General features: G+C 59.7%; 18 protein-coding genes and 1 pseudogene. 18 read left to right on the top strand and 1 reads right to left on the bottom strand.

The window, feature by feature from the left end:
• Positions 1 to 174: 174 nt before the first annotated feature.
• The 16 genes from F8N85_RS19205 (at position 175) to F8N85_RS19130 (ending at position 18,171) form a co-directional block, all read left to right on the top strand.
• Positions 175 to 1,296: a Re/Si-specific NAD(P)(+) transhydrogenase subunit alpha gene (locus tag F8N85_RS19205; RefSeq protein WP_150805116.1), complete on the top strand. Its 1,122-nt coding sequence runs from the start codon at positions 175 to 177 to the stop codon at positions 1,294 to 1,296.
• Positions 1,297 to 1,306: 10 nt separating this feature from the next.
• Entirely contained in the window at positions 1,307 to 1,645 is a 339-nt protein-coding gene (locus F8N85_RS19200; RefSeq protein ID WP_150805115.1) for an NAD(P) transhydrogenase subunit alpha, read from the top strand.
• On the top strand, positions 1,642 to 3,078 hold the full coding sequence (locus F8N85_RS19195) for an NAD(P)(+) transhydrogenase (Re/Si-specific) subunit beta (RefSeq protein WP_150805114.1): 1,437 nt from the start codon (positions 1,642 to 1,644) through the stop codon (positions 3,076 to 3,078). The genes F8N85_RS19200 and F8N85_RS19195 overlap by 4 nt, the downstream gene beginning before the upstream one ends.
• Positions 3,079 to 3,257: 179 nt before the next feature.
• Positions 3,258 to 4,751 (top strand): acetyl-CoA hydrolase/transferase family protein, encoded by a 1,494-nt coding sequence (locus F8N85_RS19190; protein ID WP_150805113.1) that lies wholly within the window; start codon positions 3,258 to 3,260, stop codon positions 4,749 to 4,751.
• 319 nt (positions 4,752 to 5,070) lie between these two features.
• Positions 5,071 to 5,286, top strand: a complete 216-nt coding sequence (locus F8N85_RS19185; protein ID WP_150805112.1) for a DUF1127 domain-containing protein — start codon at positions 5,071 to 5,073, stop codon at positions 5,284 to 5,286.
• 273 nt (positions 5,287 to 5,559) lie between these two features.
• Positions 5,560 to 5,769 (top strand): DUF1127 domain-containing protein, encoded by a 210-nt coding sequence (locus tag F8N85_RS19180; RefSeq protein WP_150805111.1) that lies wholly within the window; start codon positions 5,560 to 5,562, stop codon positions 5,767 to 5,769.
• A 177-nt stretch (positions 5,770 to 5,946) separates the two neighbouring features.
• Positions 5,947 to 6,264, top strand: a complete 318-nt coding sequence (locus F8N85_RS19175) for a DUF2388 domain-containing protein (protein ID WP_150805110.1) — start codon at positions 5,947 to 5,949, stop codon at positions 6,262 to 6,264.
• 106 nt (positions 6,265 to 6,370) lie between these two features.
• Positions 6,371 to 6,679 (top strand): DUF2388 domain-containing protein, encoded by a 309-nt coding sequence (locus tag F8N85_RS19170; protein ID WP_150805109.1) that lies wholly within the window; start codon positions 6,371 to 6,373, stop codon positions 6,677 to 6,679.
• A gap of 26 nt (positions 6,680 to 6,705) precedes the next feature.
• Positions 6,706 to 7,026, top strand: a complete 321-nt coding sequence (locus F8N85_RS19165; protein ID WP_150805108.1) for a DUF2388 domain-containing protein — start codon at positions 6,706 to 6,708, stop codon at positions 7,024 to 7,026.
• A complete protein-coding gene (locus tag F8N85_RS19160; protein WP_150805107.1) occupies positions 7,023 to 8,984 on the top strand; it encodes a DUF4105 domain-containing protein in 1,962 nt (653 codons plus the stop codon). The genes F8N85_RS19165 and F8N85_RS19160 overlap by 4 nt, the downstream gene beginning before the upstream one ends.
• Positions 8,985 to 9,210: 226 nt before the next feature.
• The gene (locus F8N85_RS19155; RefSeq protein ID WP_150805106.1) at positions 9,211 to 10,674 is read left to right on the top strand and encodes a hypothetical protein; all 1,464 of its coding nucleotides are present in this window, start codon (positions 9,211 to 9,213) and stop codon (positions 10,672 to 10,674) included.
• Positions 10,662 to 12,137: a hypothetical protein gene (locus F8N85_RS19150; RefSeq protein WP_150805105.1), complete on the top strand. Its 1,476-nt coding sequence runs from the start codon at positions 10,662 to 10,664 to the stop codon at positions 12,135 to 12,137. Before F8N85_RS19155 ends, F8N85_RS19150 begins: the two co-directional genes overlap by 13 nt.
• 30 nt (positions 12,138 to 12,167) lie before the next feature.
• Positions 12,168 to 12,575: a hypothetical protein gene (locus F8N85_RS19145; RefSeq protein WP_150805104.1), complete on the top strand. Its 408-nt coding sequence runs from the start codon at positions 12,168 to 12,170 to the stop codon at positions 12,573 to 12,575.
• 121 nt (positions 12,576 to 12,696) lie between these two features.
• Positions 12,697 to 16,371 (top strand): tubulin-like doman-containing protein, encoded by a 3,675-nt coding sequence (locus tag F8N85_RS19140; RefSeq protein WP_191636210.1) that lies wholly within the window; start codon positions 12,697 to 12,699, stop codon positions 16,369 to 16,371.
• Positions 16,372 to 16,388: 17 nt separating this feature from the next.
• Entirely contained in the window at positions 16,389 to 17,408 is a 1,020-nt protein-coding gene (locus F8N85_RS19135; RefSeq protein WP_150805102.1) for a hypothetical protein, read from the top strand.
• A 49-nt stretch (positions 17,409 to 17,457) separates the two neighbouring features.
• A complete protein-coding gene (locus tag F8N85_RS19130) occupies positions 17,458 to 18,171 on the top strand; it encodes a hypothetical protein (RefSeq protein WP_150805101.1) in 714 nt (237 codons plus the stop codon).
• A gap of 56 nt (positions 18,172 to 18,227) precedes the next feature.
• Here the strand turns inward: F8N85_RS19130 and F8N85_RS19125 are convergent.
• Positions 18,228 to 18,630, bottom strand: a pseudogene (locus tag F8N85_RS19125) (GFA family protein).
• Positions 18,631 to 18,980: 350 nt separating this feature from the next.
• On the opposite strand from F8N85_RS19125, the gene F8N85_RS19120 reads away from it, so the two are divergent.
• On the top strand, positions 18,981 to 20,288 hold the full coding sequence (locus F8N85_RS19120; RefSeq protein ID WP_150805100.1) for a CitMHS family transporter: 1,308 nt from the start codon (positions 18,981 to 18,983) through the stop codon (positions 20,286 to 20,288).
• An 83-nt stretch (positions 20,289 to 20,371) separates the two neighbouring features.
• Positions 20,372 to 21,139 carry a TerC family protein gene (locus F8N85_RS19115; RefSeq protein WP_150805099.1) on the top strand — a complete coding sequence of 256 codons (768 nt, stop codon included), beginning with the start codon at positions 20,372 to 20,374 and terminating at the stop codon, positions 21,137 to 21,139.
• Positions 21,140 to 21,261 lie beyond the last annotated feature (122 nt).

Here is a 21,261-nt window from a genome sequence, read left to right as displayed (position 1 = left end):
TTTTCCGTCACGCGCCATAAACTCTTGAAGGGCACAAAGTTCGCCTGCAAAATGCCGCGCCCCGCCTTTGATTAGCGCGGGGTCGTGCTGATCGGCCGCCCCAGCCGCACCGTCCGGAGTGCGCTGGCCTTCTTATAAAGATCAAAAGCAATAAGATCATGCAGGAGATTTGACGTGCACATTGGTGTTCCTCTCGAAACCCAGACGGGTGAAACGCGGGTTGCTGCAACCCCTGAAACCATCAAGAAGCTGATCGGCCAGGGTCATAAAGTCACTGTGCAAAGCGGCGCCGGCATTAACGCCAGCGTTGTCGACAGTGCCTATGAGGCAGTAGGTGCGACCATTGGCAGCGCCAACGATGCGTTCGGTGCGGAGCTGATTCTCAAGGTCGTCGCTCCCAGCGACAGCGAGCTGGCTCTGATCAAGAGCGGCACGGTCGTGGTGGGCATGCTCAATCCGTTCAGCAATGAAACCATTGCCAAGCTGGCTGAGTGTGGCATCACTGCCTTCGCCCTCGAAGCCGCACCGCGCACCTCCCGCGCCCAGAGCCTTGATGTGCTGTCGTCCCAGGCCAACATTGCCGGCTATAAAGCCGTGCTGGTAGCCGCTCATCACTATCCGCGTTTCATGCCGATGCTGATGACCGCTGCGGGTACCGTGAAAGCGGCACGGGTGCTGATTCTCGGCGCCGGCGTGGCCGGCTTGCAGGCGATCGCTACCGCCAAGCGACTGGGTGCGGTGATCGAGGCCTCGGACGTGCGTCCGGCGGTGAAGGAGCAGATCGAATCCCTGGGTGCCAAGTTCGTCGACGTGCCTTACGAGACCGATGAAGAGCGCGAATGCGCCGTCGGTGTCGGCGGGTATGCGCGGCCGATGCCGGCCAGCTGGATGCAGCGCCAGGCGCTGGCGGTCCACGAACGCGCCAAGCAGGCGGACATCGTCATTACCACCGCGTTGATTCCGGGTCGCAAGGCTCCGGTGTTGCTGAGCGCTGAAACCGTCGCGCAAATGAAGCCCGGCTCGGTGGTGATTGACCTCGCGGCGGCTCAAGGCGGCAACTGCCCGCTGACCGTGGCCGATCAAGTGATCGTCGCTCACGGCGTGACCATCGTCGGCCATACCAACCTGGCGGCGCAGGTCGCTGCAGACGCCTCGGCGCTGTATGCCCGCAACCTGCTGGACTTCCTGAAGCTGGTCTTCACCCCGGAAGGCCAATTCCAGATCAACCTCGAAGACGACATCGTCGCCGCGTGCCTGATGTGCCGCGACGGCCAAGTCATCCGCAAGAACGCCTAAGGACAAGACGATGGAAGAGCTTATCTCCCCCGGTATCTACAACCTGATCATCTTCGTGCTGGCGATTTATGTCGGTTATCACGTGGTCTGGAACGTTACCCCTGCACTGCACACGCCATTGATGGCGGTGACTAACGCCATTTCGGCGATTGTCATCGTCGGCGCCATGCTCGCTGCTGCGTTGACCGTCACCCCATTGGGCAAGACCATGGGCACCCTGGCCGTGGCACTGGCCGCGGTGAACGTGTTCGGTGGCTTCCTGGTCACTCGACGCATGCTTGAGATGTTCAAGAAAAAAGCCCCCAAGGTTAAAGAACTGCCAGTAGAACAAGGGGCTCAGAACTCATGAGTATGAATCTGGTTACTTCTCTGTATCTGATCGCCTCTGTTTGCTTCATCCAGGCCCTTAAAGGCCTGTCGCACCCGACCACGTCACGGCGCGGCAACCTGTACGGCATGCTCGGCATGGCGCTGGCGATCATCACCACCGTGGGTTTGATCTACAAACTCGGCGCCGAGCTGGCAACCGACGGTATCGGCTACGTGATTGTCGGCCTGCTGGTCGGCGGCACCGCCGGTTCGATCATGGCCAAGCGCGTTGAAATGACCAAGATGCCGGAACTGGTCGCCTTCATGCACAGCATGATCGGTATGGCCGCGGTGTTCATCGCGATCGCTGCTGTCGTTGAGCCGCAATCGCTGGGTATCGTCAAGCTACTGGGCGATGCGATTCCATCCGGTAACCGCTTGGAGCTGTTCCTGGGCGCGGCGATCGGTGCCATTACCTTCTCCGGCTCGGTGATTGCCTTCGGCAAGCTGTCGGGCAAGTACAAGTTCCGCCTGTTCCAGGGTGCACCCGTACAGTTCAGCGGCCAACACAAGTTGAACCTGGTGTTGGGCTTGACCACGCTAGGCCTGGGCCTGGTGTTCACCTTCACCGGCGACCTCACGGCGTTCGCAGTGATGCTGGCGCTGGCTTTCGTGCTGGGGGTGATGATCATCATCCCGATCGGCGGCGCGGACATGCCGGTGGTGGTGTCGATGCTCAACAGCTACTCGGGTTGGGCCGCGGCCGGTATCGGTTTCTCGCTGAACAACTCGATGCTGATTATCGCCGGCTCCCTGGTGGGCTCCTCGGGTGCGATCCTCTCGTACATCATGTGCAAGGCGATGAACCGTTCGTTCTTCAACGTGTTGCTCGGCGGTTTCGGCGGCGCAGCCGAAGTGGCCGGCCCTGCCGGTTCCAAGGAAGCGCGCCCGGTGAAGTCCGGCTCGTCCGACGACGCCGCGTTCCTGCTGACCAACGCCGATACCGTGATCATCGTGCCCGGCTATGGCCTGGCAGTGGCGCGTGCCCAGCACTCGCTGATGGAACTGGCGGAGAAGCTGACCCACCGTGGCGTCACCGTTAAGTTCGCGATTCACCCGGTTGCCGGGCGGATGCCAGGGCACATGAACGTCCTGCTGGCCGAGGCCGAAGTGCCTTACGAGCAGGTGTTCGAGATGGAAGACATCAACTCCGAATTCGGTCAGACCGACGTGGTACTGGTGCTTGGCGCCAACGACGTGGTCAACCCGGCGGCGAAGAATGATCCGAAATCGCCGATTGCCGGCATGCCGATCCTCGAGGCCTATAAAGCCAAGACCGTGATCGTCAACAAGCGCTCGATGGCCAGCGGTTATGCCGGCCTGGATAACGAGCTGTTCTATCTGGACAAGACCATGATGGTGTTCGGCGACGCCAAGAAAGTCATCGAAGACATGGTCAAAGCCGTCGAATAAACACTGCTCCAGCGCAACACCCAAAACCCCGGCCTCGAGTAGGCTGGGGTTTTTTATTGCCCGCAAAAACCGACCAAAGGCTCTAAATCAAGGGTCGGCATTCGACCATGGTAGCGGGAGGATTTTTTTTGAAGTCACTAAACTGCATTCCTTGCTTTCGTTGCCCGAGATAACCATCCATGTATCGTGATCGTATTCGCTTGCCTTCGCTGTTAAACAAGATCATGAGCGCGGCTGATGCCGCCGCGCTGATCAAGGACGGCATGACCGTCGGCATGAGCGGTTTTACCCGCTCCGGCGATGCCAAGGCCGTGCCTCATGCACTGGCCGAACGCGCCAAAGTGACTCCGCTGAAAATCAGCCTGATGACCGGCGCCAGCCTGGGCAACGACCTCGACAAACAACTCACCGAAGCCGGCGTACTCTCGCGGCGCATGCCGTTCCAGGTCGACAGCACCCTGCGTAAAGCCATCAATGATGGCTCGGTGATGTTTATCGACCAGCACCTTTCCGACACTGTCGAACAACTGCGCAACCGTCAGATCAAAGCCGTGGACCTGGCGGTGATCGAGTGCGTCGCCATCACCGAAGAAGGCCATCTGGTGCTGAGCACCTCGGTGGGCAACTCGGCCAGCTTCGCGATCCTGGCCAAAGAGGTGATCATCGAGATCAACCTGGCCCAGCCGCTGGAGCTCGAAGGCCTGCATGACATCTATATACCGAGTTATCGGCCGACCCGCCTGCCGATTCCGATACTCAAGACTGACAGCCGCATCGGCAGCCATGCGGTACAGATCGATCCGGCGAAGATCGTCGGTATCGTCATCAGCGACCAGCCCGACTCGGCGTCCACCGTATTGCCGCCAGACCTGGACACCCAGGCCATCGCCAATCACCTGGTGGAGTTCTTCAAGAAGGAAGTGCGCGAAAACCGCCTGACCAACAGCCTGATGCCACTGCAAGCGGGCGTCGGCACCATCGCCAACGCCGTGATGCACGGTCTGCTCGACTCACCGTTCCACGACATGACCATGTACTCGGAAGTCCTGCAGGACTCTACCTTTGATCTGTTCGACGCCGGCAAGCTGAGCTTCGCCTCGGGCAGCTCCTTGACCCTGTCGGCGAAAAAGCACGCCGAAGTCTTCAGCGACCTGAGCCGCTACAAGCCGCGACTGGTGCTGCGCCCACAGGAGATTTCCAACCACCCGGAAGTCATCCGCCGCCTGGGCATTATCGGCATCAATACCGCGCTGGAGTTCGACCTGTACGGCAACGTCAACTCCACTCACGTCTGCGGCACGCGGATGATGAACGGCATCGGTGGTTCGGGCGACTTTTCGCGCAATGCGCACCTGGCGATCTTTGTCACCAAGTCGATTGCCAAGGGCGGGTCGATCTCCAGCGTCGTGCCGATGGTCAGCCATGTTGACCATACCGAGCACGACGTCGACATTCTCGTCACCGGGATAGGCCTGGCGGACTTGCGCGGCCTGGCGCCACGGGAGCGGGCGAGGGTGGTGATCGACAACTGCGTGCATCCAGCCTATCGCGACGCCTTGAACGATTACTTCAAAGCCGCCTGCGCCATCGGCGGACACACCCCGCATATCCTGCGTGAAGCACTGAGCTGGCACATCAACCTGGATGAAACCGGGAAAATGCTCGCGGTGTAATTGATACAGTTGGCAGCTGACGCAAATGCAATTTTGTCAGCTGCTCGCTGCCAGCGCATATACCGTCTAAAACTGTACTGCTGTACCGGTCTTTTCCTAGGGTATTCTCCTACTTTTTCGGGTCAATCGGTCTAAATTGCACCATTATCGTGCAGACAGGTACAGTTGCTCCAATTTGGACCCGTACAGCCGCTATAAACAGTTAACTGGTCCCTCACAATACAGGTGAACTGTATCTACAGAGACTTGCACAAGAGGAGGATCATTGGCATCAGTTAAACCACTACCTAATCCCGCCACAAGCGGAAGGATGCTAATCATGGAACGTACACTCAGTTCCGACCTGTACTTCGAAGACCAAGCTGTAAACACCCAGGCTTCCATGCCTCTTCGTGTTTTCGCCAACCTGATGCTGTGGCAGCGCCGCATCTCCAGCCGCCACCAACTGGCTCGCCTGGATTCGCGTCTGCTGGCTGACGCAGGGATTAGCGAAGCACAACGTTATGAAGAGTTGAGCAAGCCGTTCTGGCGCTAAATTAGCGTCGCTGGCTCTGATCCCACGGGATCCACCGCCAGCACCCTGAATTGCACAAACAAAACCCGTCGCGGGCAACCGCGACGGGTTTTGTCGTTTCAGGCCTGGAAAACAGGGGCCGTACAGACGCGATACTTTCCAACAAGTACAGTTTATTAATAGTGCAAATTGAACCGGTACAATTTATCCGTGGTGTGTCTGTATTCATAGACTCCTGGCGAACAACATGGTGTTCCAAGGCCTGCACGTTGGCCTCTCGGCGAGGACCGCAGCATGAATCACTTATTGGAAGTAGCAGCACCCAAGACCCGCCAGCGGACGTTCATCCAGGCCTTGGGTCGCCTGTTCGCAGCCATTGCCCGGAGCCGGGAGAGAGCCCGCACCCGCCGTTTACTGGGGCAGTTGAACGATCAGCAACTCGCCGATCTGGGCCTCAGCCACGCCGACCGCATCGTTGAACTGGACAAGCCATCCTGGCGTTAACTGCTTATAGTTGACGCGACAGGCTTTTCGAACAGCCGCAGTACGGCCTAATATCCACCTGGAACGTGGCGAACCCGGCAAAGCGCGCGTCTGATATTCAAGGCACCGCAAACCGCAGTGGCTGCCAGGTGCTTTGCTCGGTGCCACTTTGATCTGTTATTTCACAGGAGTTTCACCATGTCCCGTCTTCGTCTGCTCAGTGCTGCAGCCCTGCTGGTCGTGGCCGCCAATGCGCAAGCCACCAGCTTCATCGTGACCACGGACGCTGTCGTCGGTGCGCTCAAGGCCACCTCAGACGCCACCTCCGATCTGACCTCATCCCTGCGCGACGACAAGATCGTTCGTGAGGCCCGTGACGACGCCGCCAGCTTCGTCGCCACCGAAGGCACCATTCGTGGTGTGAAACTGGAAAGCGCTCTGGACCACATTCGCCAACAGGCACCGCAGTTGAATGCGAGCGACGCACAGCTGGCACAAGCGATCCTGGCCATCTGATCGCAAGACGCAAAGCGGGGCATGCTTGCCGTGCCCCATTCTTCGATGCTGGCTCTAGCACGGGCATTGCGCTAGCCTTGGCACTCGCTTTGAGCTATCGAGTCCCATGCGTTATCTGCCCCATACACTCATCATCACCTTATGCATGGCTGCCTGCTGGACAGGTCCGGCGCAGGCCCTCGAGGTCAGCACACAAGGCCTGGTGGTCAGCGGCTACGCCACCAGCAAAGTGATCTCCGCGCCTTTTGAAAACAAACTGATCCTGGCCGCCCAGGATGATGCCGCAGCCTTTGTCGCCAGCGATGGGCAGCTGCGCGGGGCCCAACTGGAATCCGCGCTGAATTTCCTGCGACACAGCCAATCAAAACTTCGTGCCAGCGACCTTGAACTGGCACAGGCAATTCTCGTCCAATAGTTATCCCTGCTTTTCGGAGTCGTACCATGCGTAGCCCGCTGATTGTCGCCACTCTTGGCCTGCTGTTGTTAGCCGATGTGACCCAGGCGCAAACCCTGGTAGCCACCAGTAACATCATTATTCGTGCCTTTGAGCGCTCGATTGATTTCACCTCGGACACCACCTCCTCCATTCGCGACTCGAAAGTCGTGCGAGAAGCTCACGACGACGCCGCCAGTTTTGTCGCCAGCGAAGGCGATATCCGCGGCGCCCACCTGGAAGCGGCCTTTGATTCCCTGCGTAGCCATGTGCCCGAAGCGCGCGATGCCAGTGATCAGGTTCTCGCTGAAGCCATCCTCGCACTGTGAGGTCGCTCGCCACCTGGCTACTGGCCGGGGTTGTACTGCTGCTGGGCAACGCGGCCCAGGCTGACCTGCAACTACGGCTCAAGACCGACGGCCTGAGCCCGGCCGAGCAACAGGCCAGCCAGGTCCTGCTGGATGAGGCGATGCAAGCGCTGCCACCGCGCTTCATCGAGCAACTGGACCGACGCATCCATGTCGGCTGGACCAACAAGATGCCGAGCAACGCCTACGGCCAGGCGTCGCTGGTCTCCGAGCTCGACCTCAATCGCAAACTGCTCGCCAGCCTCACCGATGGTTCTGCGGCAAAGAAAAAAACCCATCGCCCGCACGTTACCGTGCGCCGGGAAATGCTCGCCACGGTACTGCACGAACTGACCCACATCTACGATCGCTCACGTTTATGGCCGAACGCCGAACGCACGCTGATCCAGCGCTGCGCGCGGCAGAACAACAGCTCGGGGCTGATCGGTATCCCGGACCAATGCCGCGGCCAGACAGCGCGGCGCTTTACCCTCAGTGACGACCCGCGCCTGCTGGACCTGGCTGGCTGGCCGCAGTACGTCGGCCGCCGTGGCGAACGCGAACAGCACAACCGGCAGATCGCCCGCAGCCCGGATATCTACGAGACCAGCAGCCCGAAAGAGTTCGTCGCGGTCAACATGGAGTACTTCCTCCTTGACCCGAGCTACGCCTGTCGTCGTCCCGCGCTGTACCGTTACTACAAAGAGCATTTCGGCTGGGCACCCGCTGCCAGGGACAATTGCGCCAAGTCATTCGCCTTCCTCAACGCCGGCAATGACTTTGCCAAACAGCCGCTAGGGCAGGTCGACCCGGAACGGGTGTACGCCGTCGACTATCTATTGGCCGAAGCCAACCAGAACTGGGTCAGCCGCTGGGGGCATAGCATGCTGCGGCTGGTGATCTGTGCGCCTGGCCGCCCGCGCGGGCCAGACTGCCGACTGGACCTGGACCAGCACCTGGTGCTGTCCTACCGCGCCTTTGTCGGCGATGTCCAGCTGTCGAGTTGGGACGGCCTGACGGGGGCTTATCCATCGCGGCTGTTTGTCCTGCCGCTGGCCCAAGTGATCGACGAATACACCAAAACCGAGCTGCGCAGCCTGGCCTCGGTGCCGCTGACCCTGTCACGCAGCGAAATAGAAGATGTGGTCGAGCACGCCGCCGAGATGCACTGGAGCTACGACGGCAACTATTATTTCATCTCCAACAACTGCGCCGTCGAAAGCCTCAAGTTGTTGCGCAGTGGCAGCAACCATCCACAGCTGATCGGCCTGGACAGCATTATCCCCAACGGTTTGCTGGAAGTGCTCAAGGCGCGCGGGCTGGCGGACACCAGCGTGCTGGACGACCCGCGCGAGGCGTTGCGACTGGGCTATCGCTTCGACTCGTTCCGCGACCGCTATCAGGCGATGTTCGAGGTGTTGAAGAAACATCTGCCGATCAAACAGACCAGCGTCGAAGACTGGTTGGCGCTGGACGCTGCAGAGCGTCGTCAATGGTTCGGCCAGGCCGACCTGCGCACCAGCGCCGCATTGTTGCTATTGGAGCAGGCCAGTTTTCGCCGGCAATTGCTGTTGGCTCAGGATGAAGTCAAACAGCGCTATCTCGGCGCGCGCGACCTGAAAAACGGCGGCATGGATAAGGCCAACAAGACCCTGCAACAGATCCTCGCCAATAGCGGCTTCCTCAGTCGCCCGGCCGAACTGCTGGGCAGCGGTGGTTATGGCTTGCCGCAGGCCAGCGAGTGGCAACGGCTGGAATCGGAGAGCAACCTGCGGCAGAAACAGCTGCAAGCCCTCACCGGCGATCTGGACAAAGAAGTCCGCGCCTTGCTCGAGCCGAGCCGGGCTGCGGAGATGGCGGCGAATGAGGCCAACGTCAAACAGGTCGGCGAGCATTTGCGGGCATTGCATAAGGCTGCGGGTGGGTTGGAGTTGCCGTAGCAGCTGGCGAAGCCTGCTGCTACGTGAACGTGTCATGTCAGAGGTTGACAAGGATCGTCACTGTGCCACTATTCAGTCAGTGTAATTGGCAGAATGCCAGCAGTTTGGCGCTTGTCAGCGGTTTTCCTGCTGCACTTCGTCCAAATACTCACCCCCTTTTGAAGTGATTGCCTGAGCTTTCAGGTGGTGGCTTGCACGCCTGTTTTGCGGGTTTCGGTAGGATTATATGGATGTAATCAGCGACGGCGACCTGTACGCGTGGCCGCTCCACAATCAACTTTGGGCACAGAAAAGCGATAACCAATTTGCGCTGGTGAATGTCGCCGGCGTGGAGCCTGATCCAGATCTGGTCGATCTTGATTACGCCGTCGGTGCGCCTCTGTCTCCCGCGTCCAATCCGCCGAGCTACCTTCCCGCAGACTTTGTCTACTGCCCGCAAACCGGCACGGCACTGACTCCTGTTGCCTATCAGAAAGAACGCCGCTGGCTGCCCCCCTATGGCAACGGCAGCGGTCGACGGGTGGTCGACGATGAATGTGATCTGGACAACGCCGAGCGCACGCTCGCGAGCCTGTATCAAAAACTGCTTGCCAGCCCCCAGCGCGACCTCAACAGCAGCAAGCAAGCGATCGAGGCACCGCGCAAGAACGGCCTGAATTTCTTTGTGGGCAAGCTCGGTGGTCATCGTGACGCATTATTTGGGCTGAGCCGGGAAGGGGGCCTGTTCCTCTGGCAACGTGGCTCGCAAAAATGGTTGAGCGTCCTGCCGCAGACCACCCCGATCGGACGCTCCAGCCTTGAGAGCTGGGCCTGGGCCGTTGCGCTGCAGAACGTCGGCCAGAACCAGACGCTGATTCTGGCCGGTGACGAAGGCGCAACCCGGGTCAGCATTGATCCGCTGACGCTCAAGTATCAACTGGATCGCAGTCCAGGCCACGCCCTCGGTGCGCCGGGTGACTTGGATGAACAGGTCTTCATTCCGCTCAAGCTGAACGACAACACTGTCTGCCTGGCCAGCCCACGCGCTGATGGTGGCTGGGACCAGTACGCCGTGGCCAATGCCGACCCGGCGCTGCTGACTCGACTTTCTGCGCCGTTGCGTGAACCCTCTTCGCGGCGGCTGCTGTGGATCGGCGAAAACGGTTACCTGAGCGCGCACCTTGGCGAGTCCGTTGCGGCCCAATGGCACAACTGGCCGACTGGTGCGACCGCCAAACCCGAACTGGGTCCGCCGTTCCTCGACGGTTACGGGCTGTGGCAGTTGTTGTTCGACGACGAAGGCCAGAGCTGCCTGCGCCTGGGCTCCGATGAGCGCACGCCAATCAAGGGCACGCGCCTGGGCACCGGGCACTTGAGTTACAAATTCAATATCCGTCTGGAGCATCCCTGGGCGGAAAACGATGAACACATCAACCCGACCCGGCGCGAAGTGGTGTACCCCTTCATCGAGTTCACCACCGACAAACTGTTGCTGTCCTTCTTCGTAAACCTGACCTCCGGCAGCATGCAGAGCTTTTTCGACAGCGACCAGGCGGTCGATACCGAATTTCGCCTGGAGCAGATCGGTGGTGCGGCCCTGGGCTTGCAGCTCAAGGTCAGCAAACCGTGGAATGCCCAGTGGTTCTTTTTCGATCAAGCCCTGTGGTTGTACATCGACTCATCCGGAGCGCTTTTTCGATGGAACGCTTGAGCCTGCTGGTTCGCCGTAGCCTGCTGATAGTCCTGACCCTCGCCAGCAGCCTGGCCGCTGCCGAGCCGGTACGCCAGGTGTTCCTGGTGCAGAACTCCGGCTGGATGGAACCGTTCTACCTCGATCCGTCCTCACCGTTCAAACCGCTGGTCATTCAACTGGCCGCAGCGGCCGCCGGCAGCTCGCAAGTGGTGGTCGGCGGTTTCAACCAGGCAGACGCACAGCACCCGTCCCCGGACTGGAAATACCGCGGCCCGGGCACCCATGCCAAGCTCGCCGAAAGCGTGAACAACCTGACCCTGGTGCGCAAAGCCAGCGGTGCCTACGCAGACACCGACTTCAAAGAAGCCCTGATGGCCGCGATCAAGACCGGCCTGGAGGGCCGCGAAGGTATTATCTGGATCATCACCAACAACAAGAACAGCCCCAACAACAGCAGCGAAACCCAACTCAAGAACCGCGAGTTCTATGACCTGCTGCACAAAGAGACGGTGATCAGCCGCATCGCTGCGTTCCCGCAGAAAATGCCGGTCAAAGGCACCAACTATCAGGCCAACGGCTTGATGATCTATGCCTTGGCCTACGGTGAGAAAGCCGGCATAGCCCTTGAGCAAGTGCTGGCACAACCGGCGCTGGCCAGCTTGCTCCACGATGATCGGGTGCGACTCAAGCCTCTGACTCAAGCAGCGGTGCGCTTTATCCCCACCGGCGTCAAAGACACGCCGGACGTCAGCGCCGAACTGGCCGCCGACAAGCAGACGCTCATCCTCAACATCAATGTGGACGGGTCGCCCAAGACCGCCGTGTTGCTGGGTCAATTTGAAAATCAGTTCAACCCGTATCAAATTCACGACGCCAGGATCGACATGCGCCTGGACATGCCAGGCGAAGCCTTGCAGTCGAGCATCTCGCTGGAGCGCCTGACCGATCTGGAGCCGGGCGCACGCTCGCCAGAACTGGCCATCAGCATGCAATTGCCAGCGCTGCCGTCCCAGTGGTCCAGCGAAGTCATCTTCTCCAGCGGTTATCAGCGTGCCGGTGCTATCGAAGTGCGGCTCAGCGAACAACAGCTGCGAATCTCCCAACAATTCATCGCCCGGATGAACGAACTGTTCCCCGGTGATGCCTTGCCCGACGTGTTCCTGCCGTCCAGTGAAGCCAGCACCTCAGCCACCCGCTTGCCAGTGGAGTTGCACATCAGCTACCCCCTGGGGCCCGTACTGGTGCTGTTCGGACTGTTCGTGTTGCTGTTGGCCGCCGCACTGGTGGGCAAGAGCATGATCGGCGGCAAGAAGCCGATTACCGTTATGGTCGAAGGCATCGCCCAGAACTACCCGCTCAAGCCGTTCAGCAGTGCCAGCGTCTACGACGCGCAGCAGAACAAGGTTGCGACACTCAAGCGGGGCCTGTTCGGGGCCAAGCTGGAAAACCTGGCACCCGACATCGCCGTACGTCTCAAGTAACCCTCACCAGAATCGCAAGGAAGTTCATCGATGGCCCAGACCAGCACATTGCCAGCCCCCATTGAAAGCGAAGCCCCGACCGTCATCACCACTACGACCCTGAGCGCACCGACCCCGGGTGGCCTGGACCTTGGCCCGAAAAAAGTCGACAGCCGTGACGCACTGATCGGCGTGGCCGTGCTGGTGGTACTGGCCATCCTCTTCTTCGTGATCAAGAACGCCTACGCCAACTGGCGTGTTCGCGAGCGCGTTGCACCCAGCCGAGCCAACGCCTCGGGCTGGTTCCTGTTCCTGGGTCTACTGATGGTTTCGGCCATGGCGGTCCTGGCCGTGGTCAACTCCGGCCAGTTCCTCGTGCCTTTGTACCTGGCACCGTTGGGCGGGGTGGCAATGATCTCGTTGATCGCCTGGCTGATGACGTTCTCGGCCAAGCGCTAAGTCACCTCGATACTGCCCAGGCCCCGATGAGCCTTGCTCATCGACGGCGGGCAACACCTGATCATTGGATTACTACGCCGAGAACGTTCGGCCAGCCCAACGTGGGCTCATGGAGTTTCAGATGAACGAGAGTGCACAACCTACCGGCCCGGCAACACTCAACCCGGTCAGCGAGAAAATTCATCCCACCTTGTTTATCGCCCTTGGCGGTACCGGCATGAAGGTCAACATTCGCCTGCGCCGGCGCATCCTCAACGCTATCTGGGGCGGCAACAATCAGGTTCAGCAGATTGCTGATTTTCCGCTGGTGCAGTTCGTCAACTTCGACCTGGATTCCGGTGAGGTGACTCAGGATGGCAAGTCGGTCAAAACCGACGTGCTGGCCGAGCAGGTGGCCTTCACCTCCGAAGAAAAAATCATCGAACCGCTCAATCTGAGCAAGTACACCCACTCCCTGGACGAGCTCAATCGTCACCGGGAAGTGGCCGAGTGGTTCCCGCTCACGCCTGAGAAAATCAAGGCCCTGGGTATCGACCCCTCCAAAGGTGCCGGGCAGATCCGTGCGTTGTCACGGCTGTACTTCTTCGACAAATACCCGGTCATCCGCGACAAGCTGCGGGACAAGGTCGGTCGTTTACTGAGCAACATCGGCGCCCATGCCGACAAGCTGAAAAAGCTCGGCCTGGAAATCGACCCGGGAAAGATCCGCGTCGTTATCACCGGTTCTGCGGCTGGCGGCACCGGCTCGGGCTCGTTCCTCGACATGGGCTACCTGGCCAAGGCCATCCTCAAGGAAAACAACATCGCCGGTAAGGTCGATCTGTTTTTCGTATTGCCGGGCGGTTTTCATGCCTACAACACCGAACGCGTACAAGCCAACGGCTACGCGGCGCTGATGGAGCTGGAAACCTGCATGCGCGGTAACCCTCTGGTCAAACACTGGGACGCCACCGACAACCTGTTCATCGACAGCCGGCCGTACGACGACGTCTACATCATCGACAATAGCAACGTCGCCCAAGCCAAGACCAGCGACCAGGAAGACATCTACGAGATGCTGTCGGACGTGCTGTTCACCGACTTCACCTCCCAGGACTTCGCCAACAAGAAGCGCTCCATCGCCGTCAACCAGAACCAGCACAAGATCCGCTCCTACACGGTGCGTTTGCCGCAGGATTACGGGGACGACACTGAGCTGCGCTTCCCGTGCTCCTACTCATCCCTGGGCCAGGCAGTGCTCGATACCCAGATCGATGCGCGGCAGAACGTGCGCCTCAATCGCCAGGTGCAGCAGATGCTCAAGGCGTTCTTCGGCGTGGCCAACGCTACCGTCAACGGCAATCGCCCGACAGACAAAGAACGCGACGAATTCCTCAAAGAGCAACTGAACGTTACCCCGCGCACCTTTACCGAGCTGCCGGAGTTCCTCTCCCGGGTCGAGCTGACCCTGGCCACCGGCGAGTTCACCCATTACCAGATCGCCGACGACCTGCTACAGATCGAGGGTGACAACAGCATCACCGCGCAGATCGAACAGAAGGTCGAAACCCTGTTCGAGCGCCTGCAAAACGGTGGCGCCGACAAGGATCAGTGGCTGACCCACGTGCGCGAGATCCAGCAACAGCTGGACCGCGACACCAAGGGCAGTTCCATCGACAGCGCCGAGCGCAACCACGAAGTACGGATCAAGGAAAATCGTCAGAAGCGCTTGGCCGAGCTGGTGCGCGAAGATGCCTTGCCGGAAAAGCTCTTCCGTCGCCTGGACGACGACGAGCGCGGTGGCCTGGATTACACCCTGGCACTGGTGGAAATGCTCAAGGACCGCCTGGAGAACGAAGGCAGTGGCATCATTCCGGCGCTGGAGAAGAACGCCGCGCGTTTCAAGGAGCTGGCCGAGAAGCTTGAATCCTCGGAGCTGAGCCGCGAATTCGAACGCCTCAAGGAAACCACCGGCAAAGGTCTGCTGGCGCGCCTGAGCGGCAAGGAAAAACAAGCCGAGACGGTCCTCACCCAAGTCAAGGATACCCTGCGCGAAGGCCTGCTGTTTTATGTGCGCCACATCGCTGCCCGTGAAGCGGCGCAATTGCTCCGTGAGGTTTCCGAATGGCTGGGCCGCAAGGAGTCGGTGGATCAGAACGGGCGTGCGGTATGGAACGGCTTTGTCGGTCGCCTGCAGGATGGTCGCAATGCAGTTGATCGACTATTGCGCCGAATCGACACCGATATCAGCAAGATCGACGCGAGTATCAAGGAAAAACACGCCACCCTGATCCCGCTGAAACTGGTCCAGGGCGGCGAAGAACAGCCCGTGGACGGTCCTGAAGTGCGCGAATGGGCCAAGGACGCCTTCAAGGACTTCGGCGGCTCCAAAGTACTGTTCGGTAAGCTGCAAACCGAAGAAGGCCAGGAAGAACTGCTGGGCAAGCTGCGCAACAAGGCTGTCCAGCAACTGCCGCCGAACCAGATCGGCACCGACCCGCTGCTCAGCGCCCTGGCGGCATTGACCCCGGACGAGCAACGGGAAAAATTCCGCCTGCTACTGCAACGAGCCATGCCCTGGACCCCGCTGAACCTCAATGGCGGTTTCGGGATCAGCAAGGATCGCTACACCTGCCTGATCGGTGTGCACGACGCCAACGAATTCAAACGCACTTACGGGGCGATGCTCGGCCAGTGCCTACCCCAAGGCACCGGAATGACCGCCGGGCAAATCCAGTTCGTCGAGTCCGGCACTCAGGGCAAACTGATCTGTTTCACCGAGCTGAGCGGCTACCCGCTGCCGGCGTTGACGCCACTGCCGACCTACCTGGCCAGCTACCGCAAGGAAAGCGCAACCATTCCGCTGCACGGACACAAACGTATCAGCCAGTTCGTTCAGCCGATCCAATTCACCCAGGAGCAATACCGCCAGTTCGCCGAGGACTTCAAACTCTATATGCACGGCGTTGGCCTGGGTATTCTGCGGCGCGCCAAGGATGACCGTTACGAGTTTGTGATCGACCAAGACTACTTCACCGTAGGTGACGAATTCGCCATCCGCCAGAATGGACTGAACCTGGGCCAGCGCAAGGACATCGAAGACCAGTTGCGCAAGCGCCTGGACGCCCTGCGCAGCCCAGTGCAACTGGCGGCGTTGCTGGCGTTGTTCGACGACTACCGGCGTAGCGCCTACAAGCCGCAGAAGCGCATCGATGAAATCGGTGTGTCGTCGCTGTACCAGACGTTCCCGTACAAAATCGCCGAACTTCTGAAAAACGAATACGAACTGCGACTCAACCGTTTGGCGCCGGACAGCGCCGGGCAGTTGATCGAACAGGCCCGCAGCCTGCTGTTGCAGTTCGCCGAGCCGATCAACGGTTCAAAGGCCGACGTCTACAACGACGAAGTGCATACCGAGCACAGCGAAAAACTGGCGTTGCGCAAAGAATTCTTCACCGAAGGCTGGCTGGAGAACCTGTTCAAGCCTGCCGCCGCAGCGCCGGTTCACGCGCCTGCCGCGCCAGGCCTGGCCGTGCCGCCACCTCCCGGCGGACCTGGCATCGCACCGCCACCGCCCAACGTGCCGCTATTGAGCTATCACCTGAGCGTCAGCGGGACCAATTACGGGCCTTACACCGTCGCGCAATTGCAGCAATACGTGCAGACAGGCCAGATCACCCGCGATAGCCAGTTGTGGCGTGACGGGATGGCTGCGTGGCTGAGTGCCGGGCAGATTCTTGAACTTGCCCATCTGTTCGTGCCAAGCGCGGGCGGGCCGCCGGCCGCGGCTGGCGTTGCGCCGCCGCCTGCCATCTGAATCAAGACGAGAGCCCTATGTCCGTGTCAGTAAAATCCGTAGAGTTCCCCGCTTCCTGCGTCAACAGCGCTTGTGGCAAGGCCCTCTACGGCCCGGTGAAACATTGCCCATTCTGCGGCAGTCGCCTGGCACAGGTTGCGGCGCTGGCGGCCAAGGCTGTCATCGCACCAACGATCGACCTGAAACCTGCCGCCCCGGCAGCAAAAGTGGCTGCGCCAGTTGCTGCCAAGAAAACCGCAGCGGTGGTGAACTTCGATCTCATAGAGGTTGAGCCGCTAGAACCGCCCGCCAAGCCAGTGCCTTCACCTGTGGTCGAGTCGCCCAAACCCAAAGGCACCCTGAAAAAAATCCTCATGGGCCTGGTGGTGCTCGCGGTGGTGGTCAGCTATGGGCTGTACCAATTGGGTTCGCGTCATACCCGGGAACAGTTCGAGCAGAACCTGCTGGCCGGACAAAACTGCCTGAAGAACAATCGATTCGACTGCGCACTGGAAAATGCCGAACTGGCCTTGCAAAAGGACAGCAAAGAGCCGCGCGCCGTCAGCTTGCTGCAACGGGCGCAAGCCGGCCTTGAACGCCAACAACAAAATGAAGAGGCACAAAAAGCCGCCGCTGCACGCCAGGCGGCCAACAAAAAGGCCCAGCCCGAGAAAGCCGCACAGGAACAGGCAGCCCGCGATCAAGCCGCCCGAGAGAAAGAGCAGCGGGATCTGGATCAGCGCATGCAGCTTCAAGAACAACTGCGCGCCCAACAACAGCAGCAACAACAGCAGCAGCAGCCGGAGATTCGGACTCCGACGCCTCGTCCGTCCCCCCCGGCGCGGCCAATCCAAGGCATTTCCGGCGCCAATCCTGGCGTCGTCGGCCAGTCGCTGTCCCAGGCTCGCAGCGCCCTGGCTCGCCAGGACTACCAGTCTGCCATTGCCGTCGCCAACGTCGTGTTGACCATGGACCCGGGCAACCGTCAGGCCCGGATCATCATCCGTCAGGCCGAACAACTGCGGACCCAGGCATTGAACCGGACCACCATCGAATGATGAACCTGCCTGACCTTTCGCCCATCTTCGACAACCAGGAAGTTACTCGATGACTGCTATCCGTCGCCCTTCAAACAAGCGTCTTCTCGTGCTGAGCGTGGTATCCCTGTTTGGTTTGCAGAGCTGCGCCAATATCGACTCCGGCAGCTACAACCCCACTTCGTGGAGTGGCAGTGACTGGATGAAATGCGGCCTGGCCATCGCTGCCGGAGCTGCCGCCGGGGCCGCTGTCAGCGGCTCCAAGGATCGCGGCGCAGGTGCTCTGATAGGCACCACCGCCGGTATTGCCGTCTGTTTCGTGATTAATTCCAAAACCGTACAAACCCAAACCAGCGAGCAAGTCGAGGAGCAGTACAAGACCGGCGGCAAGAAAATCACCAGCGAACCACAAGTGGTGAGTTACCAGACCAGCATCAAACCCGGGTCGACCATCAAGCGGGGCGAACCGATGCAGATCGTCTCGAATATCGTCGTCATTGATGGCAGCAGCCAATCGGTGAACGAAATCAAGGAACACGTCCGTCTCTTCGAGCCCGGTGCAACCACGCCGCTCAAAGAAGGCACCAAAGTCGCCAACCAAAAACCTGGCAGCGGTGGCTACGAAAACACCTTTACCGTGAACCTCGACAAACAGGTGCCACAGGGCGTCTACCGCGTCGAAACCTCCGTGCTGCTCAACGGCAAAACGGTCAACACCCGCAGCAACGATGTGCAACTGGTGATGATCGATACCGACACCTACCAGTTGGCTTATCTGGACTGAATCGCAGCCGCTCAGCAATGGCGCCATCGCGCTGTTCTCGGCGGGATGCCAACCGTCTAAATGAGCTCTTGTGCCTCACCCGGTAAATGCTCATCCAGATGCACCCATGGCAGCCGGCTGTCGGTCCAGATATGCCGATCAGCGGGTGCCAGCTCTGGATGGTCGAGGGGTCGCGATGGTCACATCGATGCTATCCGGGCTCAGCTGGGTAACCAGAGCCAGTTGAGCACCGCAGCTCTGACAGAAATATCGCACACAACCTGGTGAAGATTCGTACTGCCCAGGAGTGCCGGCCAGCCACTGGAAGGCGCTACGGGGCAGGGTGATCCAGGTCGTGACCAGCCCGCCGCTGACTTTTCGACAAATTGAACAATGGCAGTGGGCAATATCGCGCAGAGGCCCGCTGAACCTGTAACGCAGGCCGCCGCAATGGCAGCCGCCGGTATGGAGTTCGGTCATATCGATGCCTCCTCGAATGATTGGGGGGTCTTGAATCTGATCCTTACCCGGCATTTTCCCACACTGTAATTCCACAATCCCTACGACCAGCAACTCGTCAGACGTTTCGTCAGCGAAAGCTGGCTGAAAGCTTGCGCGATTAGGATCGCCCTCACTCCCGGCAATAGACCGGTTGGCCAAAGCAAGTGTTCCGACCTCTTGTGGCCCGATTAACAACAACAATGGTGATTCTGATGTTTGCTGCTATCCGCCTGTCCGCCTCGACTCCCCCCATACGCCTCGTGCTTGCCGTTCTGCGCTGACCTGTCCGGTTCGCCATTCCCTAGCCGCGCTACGTCTGGAGTATTCCTATGCTGACTTTCCTTGGCTTTGCCATGGTCCTCACGTTCATGTTCCTGATCATGACCAAGCGCCTGTCCGCGCTGATCGCCTTGATCATCATTCCGATCCTGTTTGCCTTGTTCGGTGGTTTCGCGCCGAAAATCGGCCCGATGATGCTCGAGGGCATCACCAAGCTTGCCCCGACCGGGGTGATGCTGATGTTCGCCATTCTCTATTTCGCCTTGATGATCGACTCCGGGCTGTTCGACCCGGCGGTGCGCAAGATCCTCAAACTGGTCAAGGGCGACCCGCTGAAGATCTCGGTCGGTACCGCGGTGCTGGCGCTGATTGTGTCCATGGACGGTGACGGCGCCACCACCTACATGATCTGCGTGGCCGCCATGCTGCCGCTCTACAGCCGTATCGGCATGAGCCCGCGGATCATGGCCGGCTTGATCATCCTCGCCGGTGGCGTGATGAACATGACCCCCTGGGGCGGCCCGACCGCTCGTGCAGCCAGTGCCCTGCATATCGACCCGTCGGATATTTTTGTGCCGATGATCCCGGCCATGCTTGCCGGTGTGGCAGCGATCCTGGCGATTGCTTATATGTACGGTAAGCGCGAACGCGCTCGCCTGGGTGAGTTGCACCTGACAGGCGACGAAATCGACCACAGCGAAATCAGCGTTTCGCAGTTCCCGGATGCCCGTCGTCCGAAGCTGATCTGGTTCAACGGCGGTCTGACCCTGGCGCTGATGGGCACCCTGGTCGCGGGCCTGTTGCCACTGCCCGTATTGTTCATGGTGGCCTTCAGTATCGCCATGATCGTCAACTACCCCTGCCTGCAACAGCAGAAAGATCGGGTTGCGGCCCACGCCGGCAGCGTGCTGGCGGTGGTCGGGCTGATTTTCGCCGCCGGTATCTTCACCGGTATCCTGTCCGGAACCGGCATGGTCGATGCGATGTCGAAAAGCCTGCTGGCGGTGATTCCGGATGCGCTCGGCCCGTACCTGGCGGTGATCACGGCACTGGTGAGCATGCCGTTCACCTTTTTCATGTCCAACGATGCTTTTTATTACGGCGTGTTACCGGTTCTCGCCGAAGCCGCCAGCCACTACGGCATCACCGCCGTGGAAATGGCCCGTGCCTCGATCGTCGGTCAGCCCGTCCACTTGCTGAGCCCACTGGTGCCGTCGACCTATTTGCTGGTGGCACTGGCCGGGATCGACTTCGGTGATCACCAGCGTTTCACCTTGAAGTGGGCAGTACTGGTTTGCCTGTGCATAATGTTCGCCGCTTTGCTGTTGGGGATTTTTCCGCTATTCAGCACTCTATAAGCTCAAGTCTCACCACGACGGGTCTAAACTTCGACTTTGAAGTCTGACCCGGTGCGGTTCAACACTCGCTCAAAGGAATACACATGGAATGGCTGACCAACCCGGAAATCTGGGTTGCCTTCTTTACGCTGACTGCCCTGGAGATCGTCCTGGGCATCGACAACATCATCATGATCTCGATCCTGGTCAGTCGTATGCCCAAGCATATGCAGGCCCGCACGCGGATCTTCGGCCTGGCGCTGGCGATGATCACCCGGATCCTGTTGTTGCTGTCGATCACCTGGGTCATGCGTCTGACCGCCGATCTGTTCACGGTCGCCGGCCAGGGTATTTCCGGACGTGACCTGATCCTGTTCTTCGGCGGCCTGTTCCTGCTCTGGAAAAGCTCGCAAGAGATGTATCACGCGCTCGAAGGCGAAGATGAAACCCTCGACGAGCCGACGGGCAAGGGCGGTAACTTCCTTTACACCATCATCCAGATCGCGATCATCGACATCGTCTTCTCCCTGGACTCGGTGATCACCGCGGTCGGCATGGTGTCCCATGTGCCGGTCATGGTCGCGGCGATCGTTGTCGCGGTGCTGGTGATGATGATGGCTGCAGGCACCATCAGCGATTTCATCGACAAGCACCCGTCACTGAAAATGCTCGCGCTGGCGTTCCTGTTGCTGGTCGGTACCGTATTGATCGCCGAAGCCTTCGAAGTGCATCTGCCAAAAGGCTACGTCTACTTCGCCATGGCATTCTCGCTGGGAGTGGAAGCGATCAACATCAAGCTGCGCACCGCGATGGCGAAAAAGCGCAAGCAACCAGATCCAGTGAAACTGCGTAAAGACGTCCCGAATCAATAATCCGAGGCGACGCTGATGAAGAAGGGGCTTTCGAGCCCCTTTTTCACGTCTGCAGTGTCGCGAAAGAAGGTCGCAAGAGAAGCTGATTTCATGACGGTTTTGTTTCAATCGACGCTTTAGCT

Source organism: Pseudomonas fluorescens, assembly GCF_902497875.1.
GTDB classification, from domain to species: Bacteria; Pseudomonadota; Gammaproteobacteria; order Pseudomonadales; family Pseudomonadaceae; genus Aquipseudomonas; species Aquipseudomonas fluorescens_BR.
The sequence above is the reverse complement of the archived record's forward strand: the minus strand, read 5'-3'. Positions and strand labels throughout refer to the sequence as shown.

Coding starts and splice junctions, on each gene's coding strand:
- F8N85_RS19155 (WP_150805106.1), top strand. CDS start 9,211: ATGGATGTAATCAGCGACGGCGACCTGTACGCGTGGCCGCTCCACAAT.
- F8N85_RS19170 (WP_150805109.1), top strand. CDS start 6,371: ATGCGTTATCTGCCCCATACACTCATCATCACCTTATGCATGGCTGCC.
- F8N85_RS19115 (WP_150805099.1), top strand. CDS start 20,372: ATGGAATGGCTGACCAACCCGGAAATCTGGGTTGCCTTCTTTACGCTG.
- F8N85_RS19175 (WP_150805110.1), top strand. CDS start 5,947: ATGTCCCGTCTTCGTCTGCTCAGTGCTGCAGCCCTGCTGGTCGTGGCC.
- F8N85_RS19190 (WP_150805113.1), top strand. CDS start 3,258: ATGTATCGTGATCGTATTCGCTTGCCTTCGCTGTTAAACAAGATCATG.
- F8N85_RS19130 (WP_150805101.1), top strand. CDS start 17,458: ATGACTGCTATCCGTCGCCCTTCAAACAAGCGTCTTCTCGTGCTGAGC.
- F8N85_RS19180 (WP_150805111.1), top strand. CDS start 5,560: ATGAATCACTTATTGGAAGTAGCAGCACCCAAGACCCGCCAGCGGACG.
- F8N85_RS19165 (WP_150805108.1), top strand. CDS start 6,706: ATGCGTAGCCCGCTGATTGTCGCCACTCTTGGCCTGCTGTTGTTAGCC.
- F8N85_RS19195 (WP_150805114.1), top strand. CDS start 1,642: ATGAGTATGAATCTGGTTACTTCTCTGTATCTGATCGCCTCTGTTTGC.
- F8N85_RS19120 (WP_150805100.1), top strand. CDS start 18,981: ATGCTGACTTTCCTTGGCTTTGCCATGGTCCTCACGTTCATGTTCCTG.
- F8N85_RS19135 (WP_150805102.1), top strand. CDS start 16,389: ATGTCCGTGTCAGTAAAATCCGTAGAGTTCCCCGCTTCCTGCGTCAAC.
- F8N85_RS19145 (WP_150805104.1), top strand. CDS start 12,168: ATGGCCCAGACCAGCACATTGCCAGCCCCCATTGAAAGCGAAGCCCCG.
- F8N85_RS19200 (WP_150805115.1), top strand. CDS start 1,307: ATGGAAGAGCTTATCTCCCCCGGTATCTACAACCTGATCATCTTCGTG.
- F8N85_RS19150 (WP_150805105.1), top strand. CDS start 10,662: ATGGAACGCTTGAGCCTGCTGGTTCGCCGTAGCCTGCTGATAGTCCTG.
- F8N85_RS19140 (WP_191636210.1), top strand. CDS start 12,697: ATGAACGAGAGTGCACAACCTACCGGCCCGGCAACACTCAACCCGGTC.
- F8N85_RS19185 (WP_150805112.1), top strand. CDS start 5,071: ATGGAACGTACACTCAGTTCCGACCTGTACTTCGAAGACCAAGCTGTA.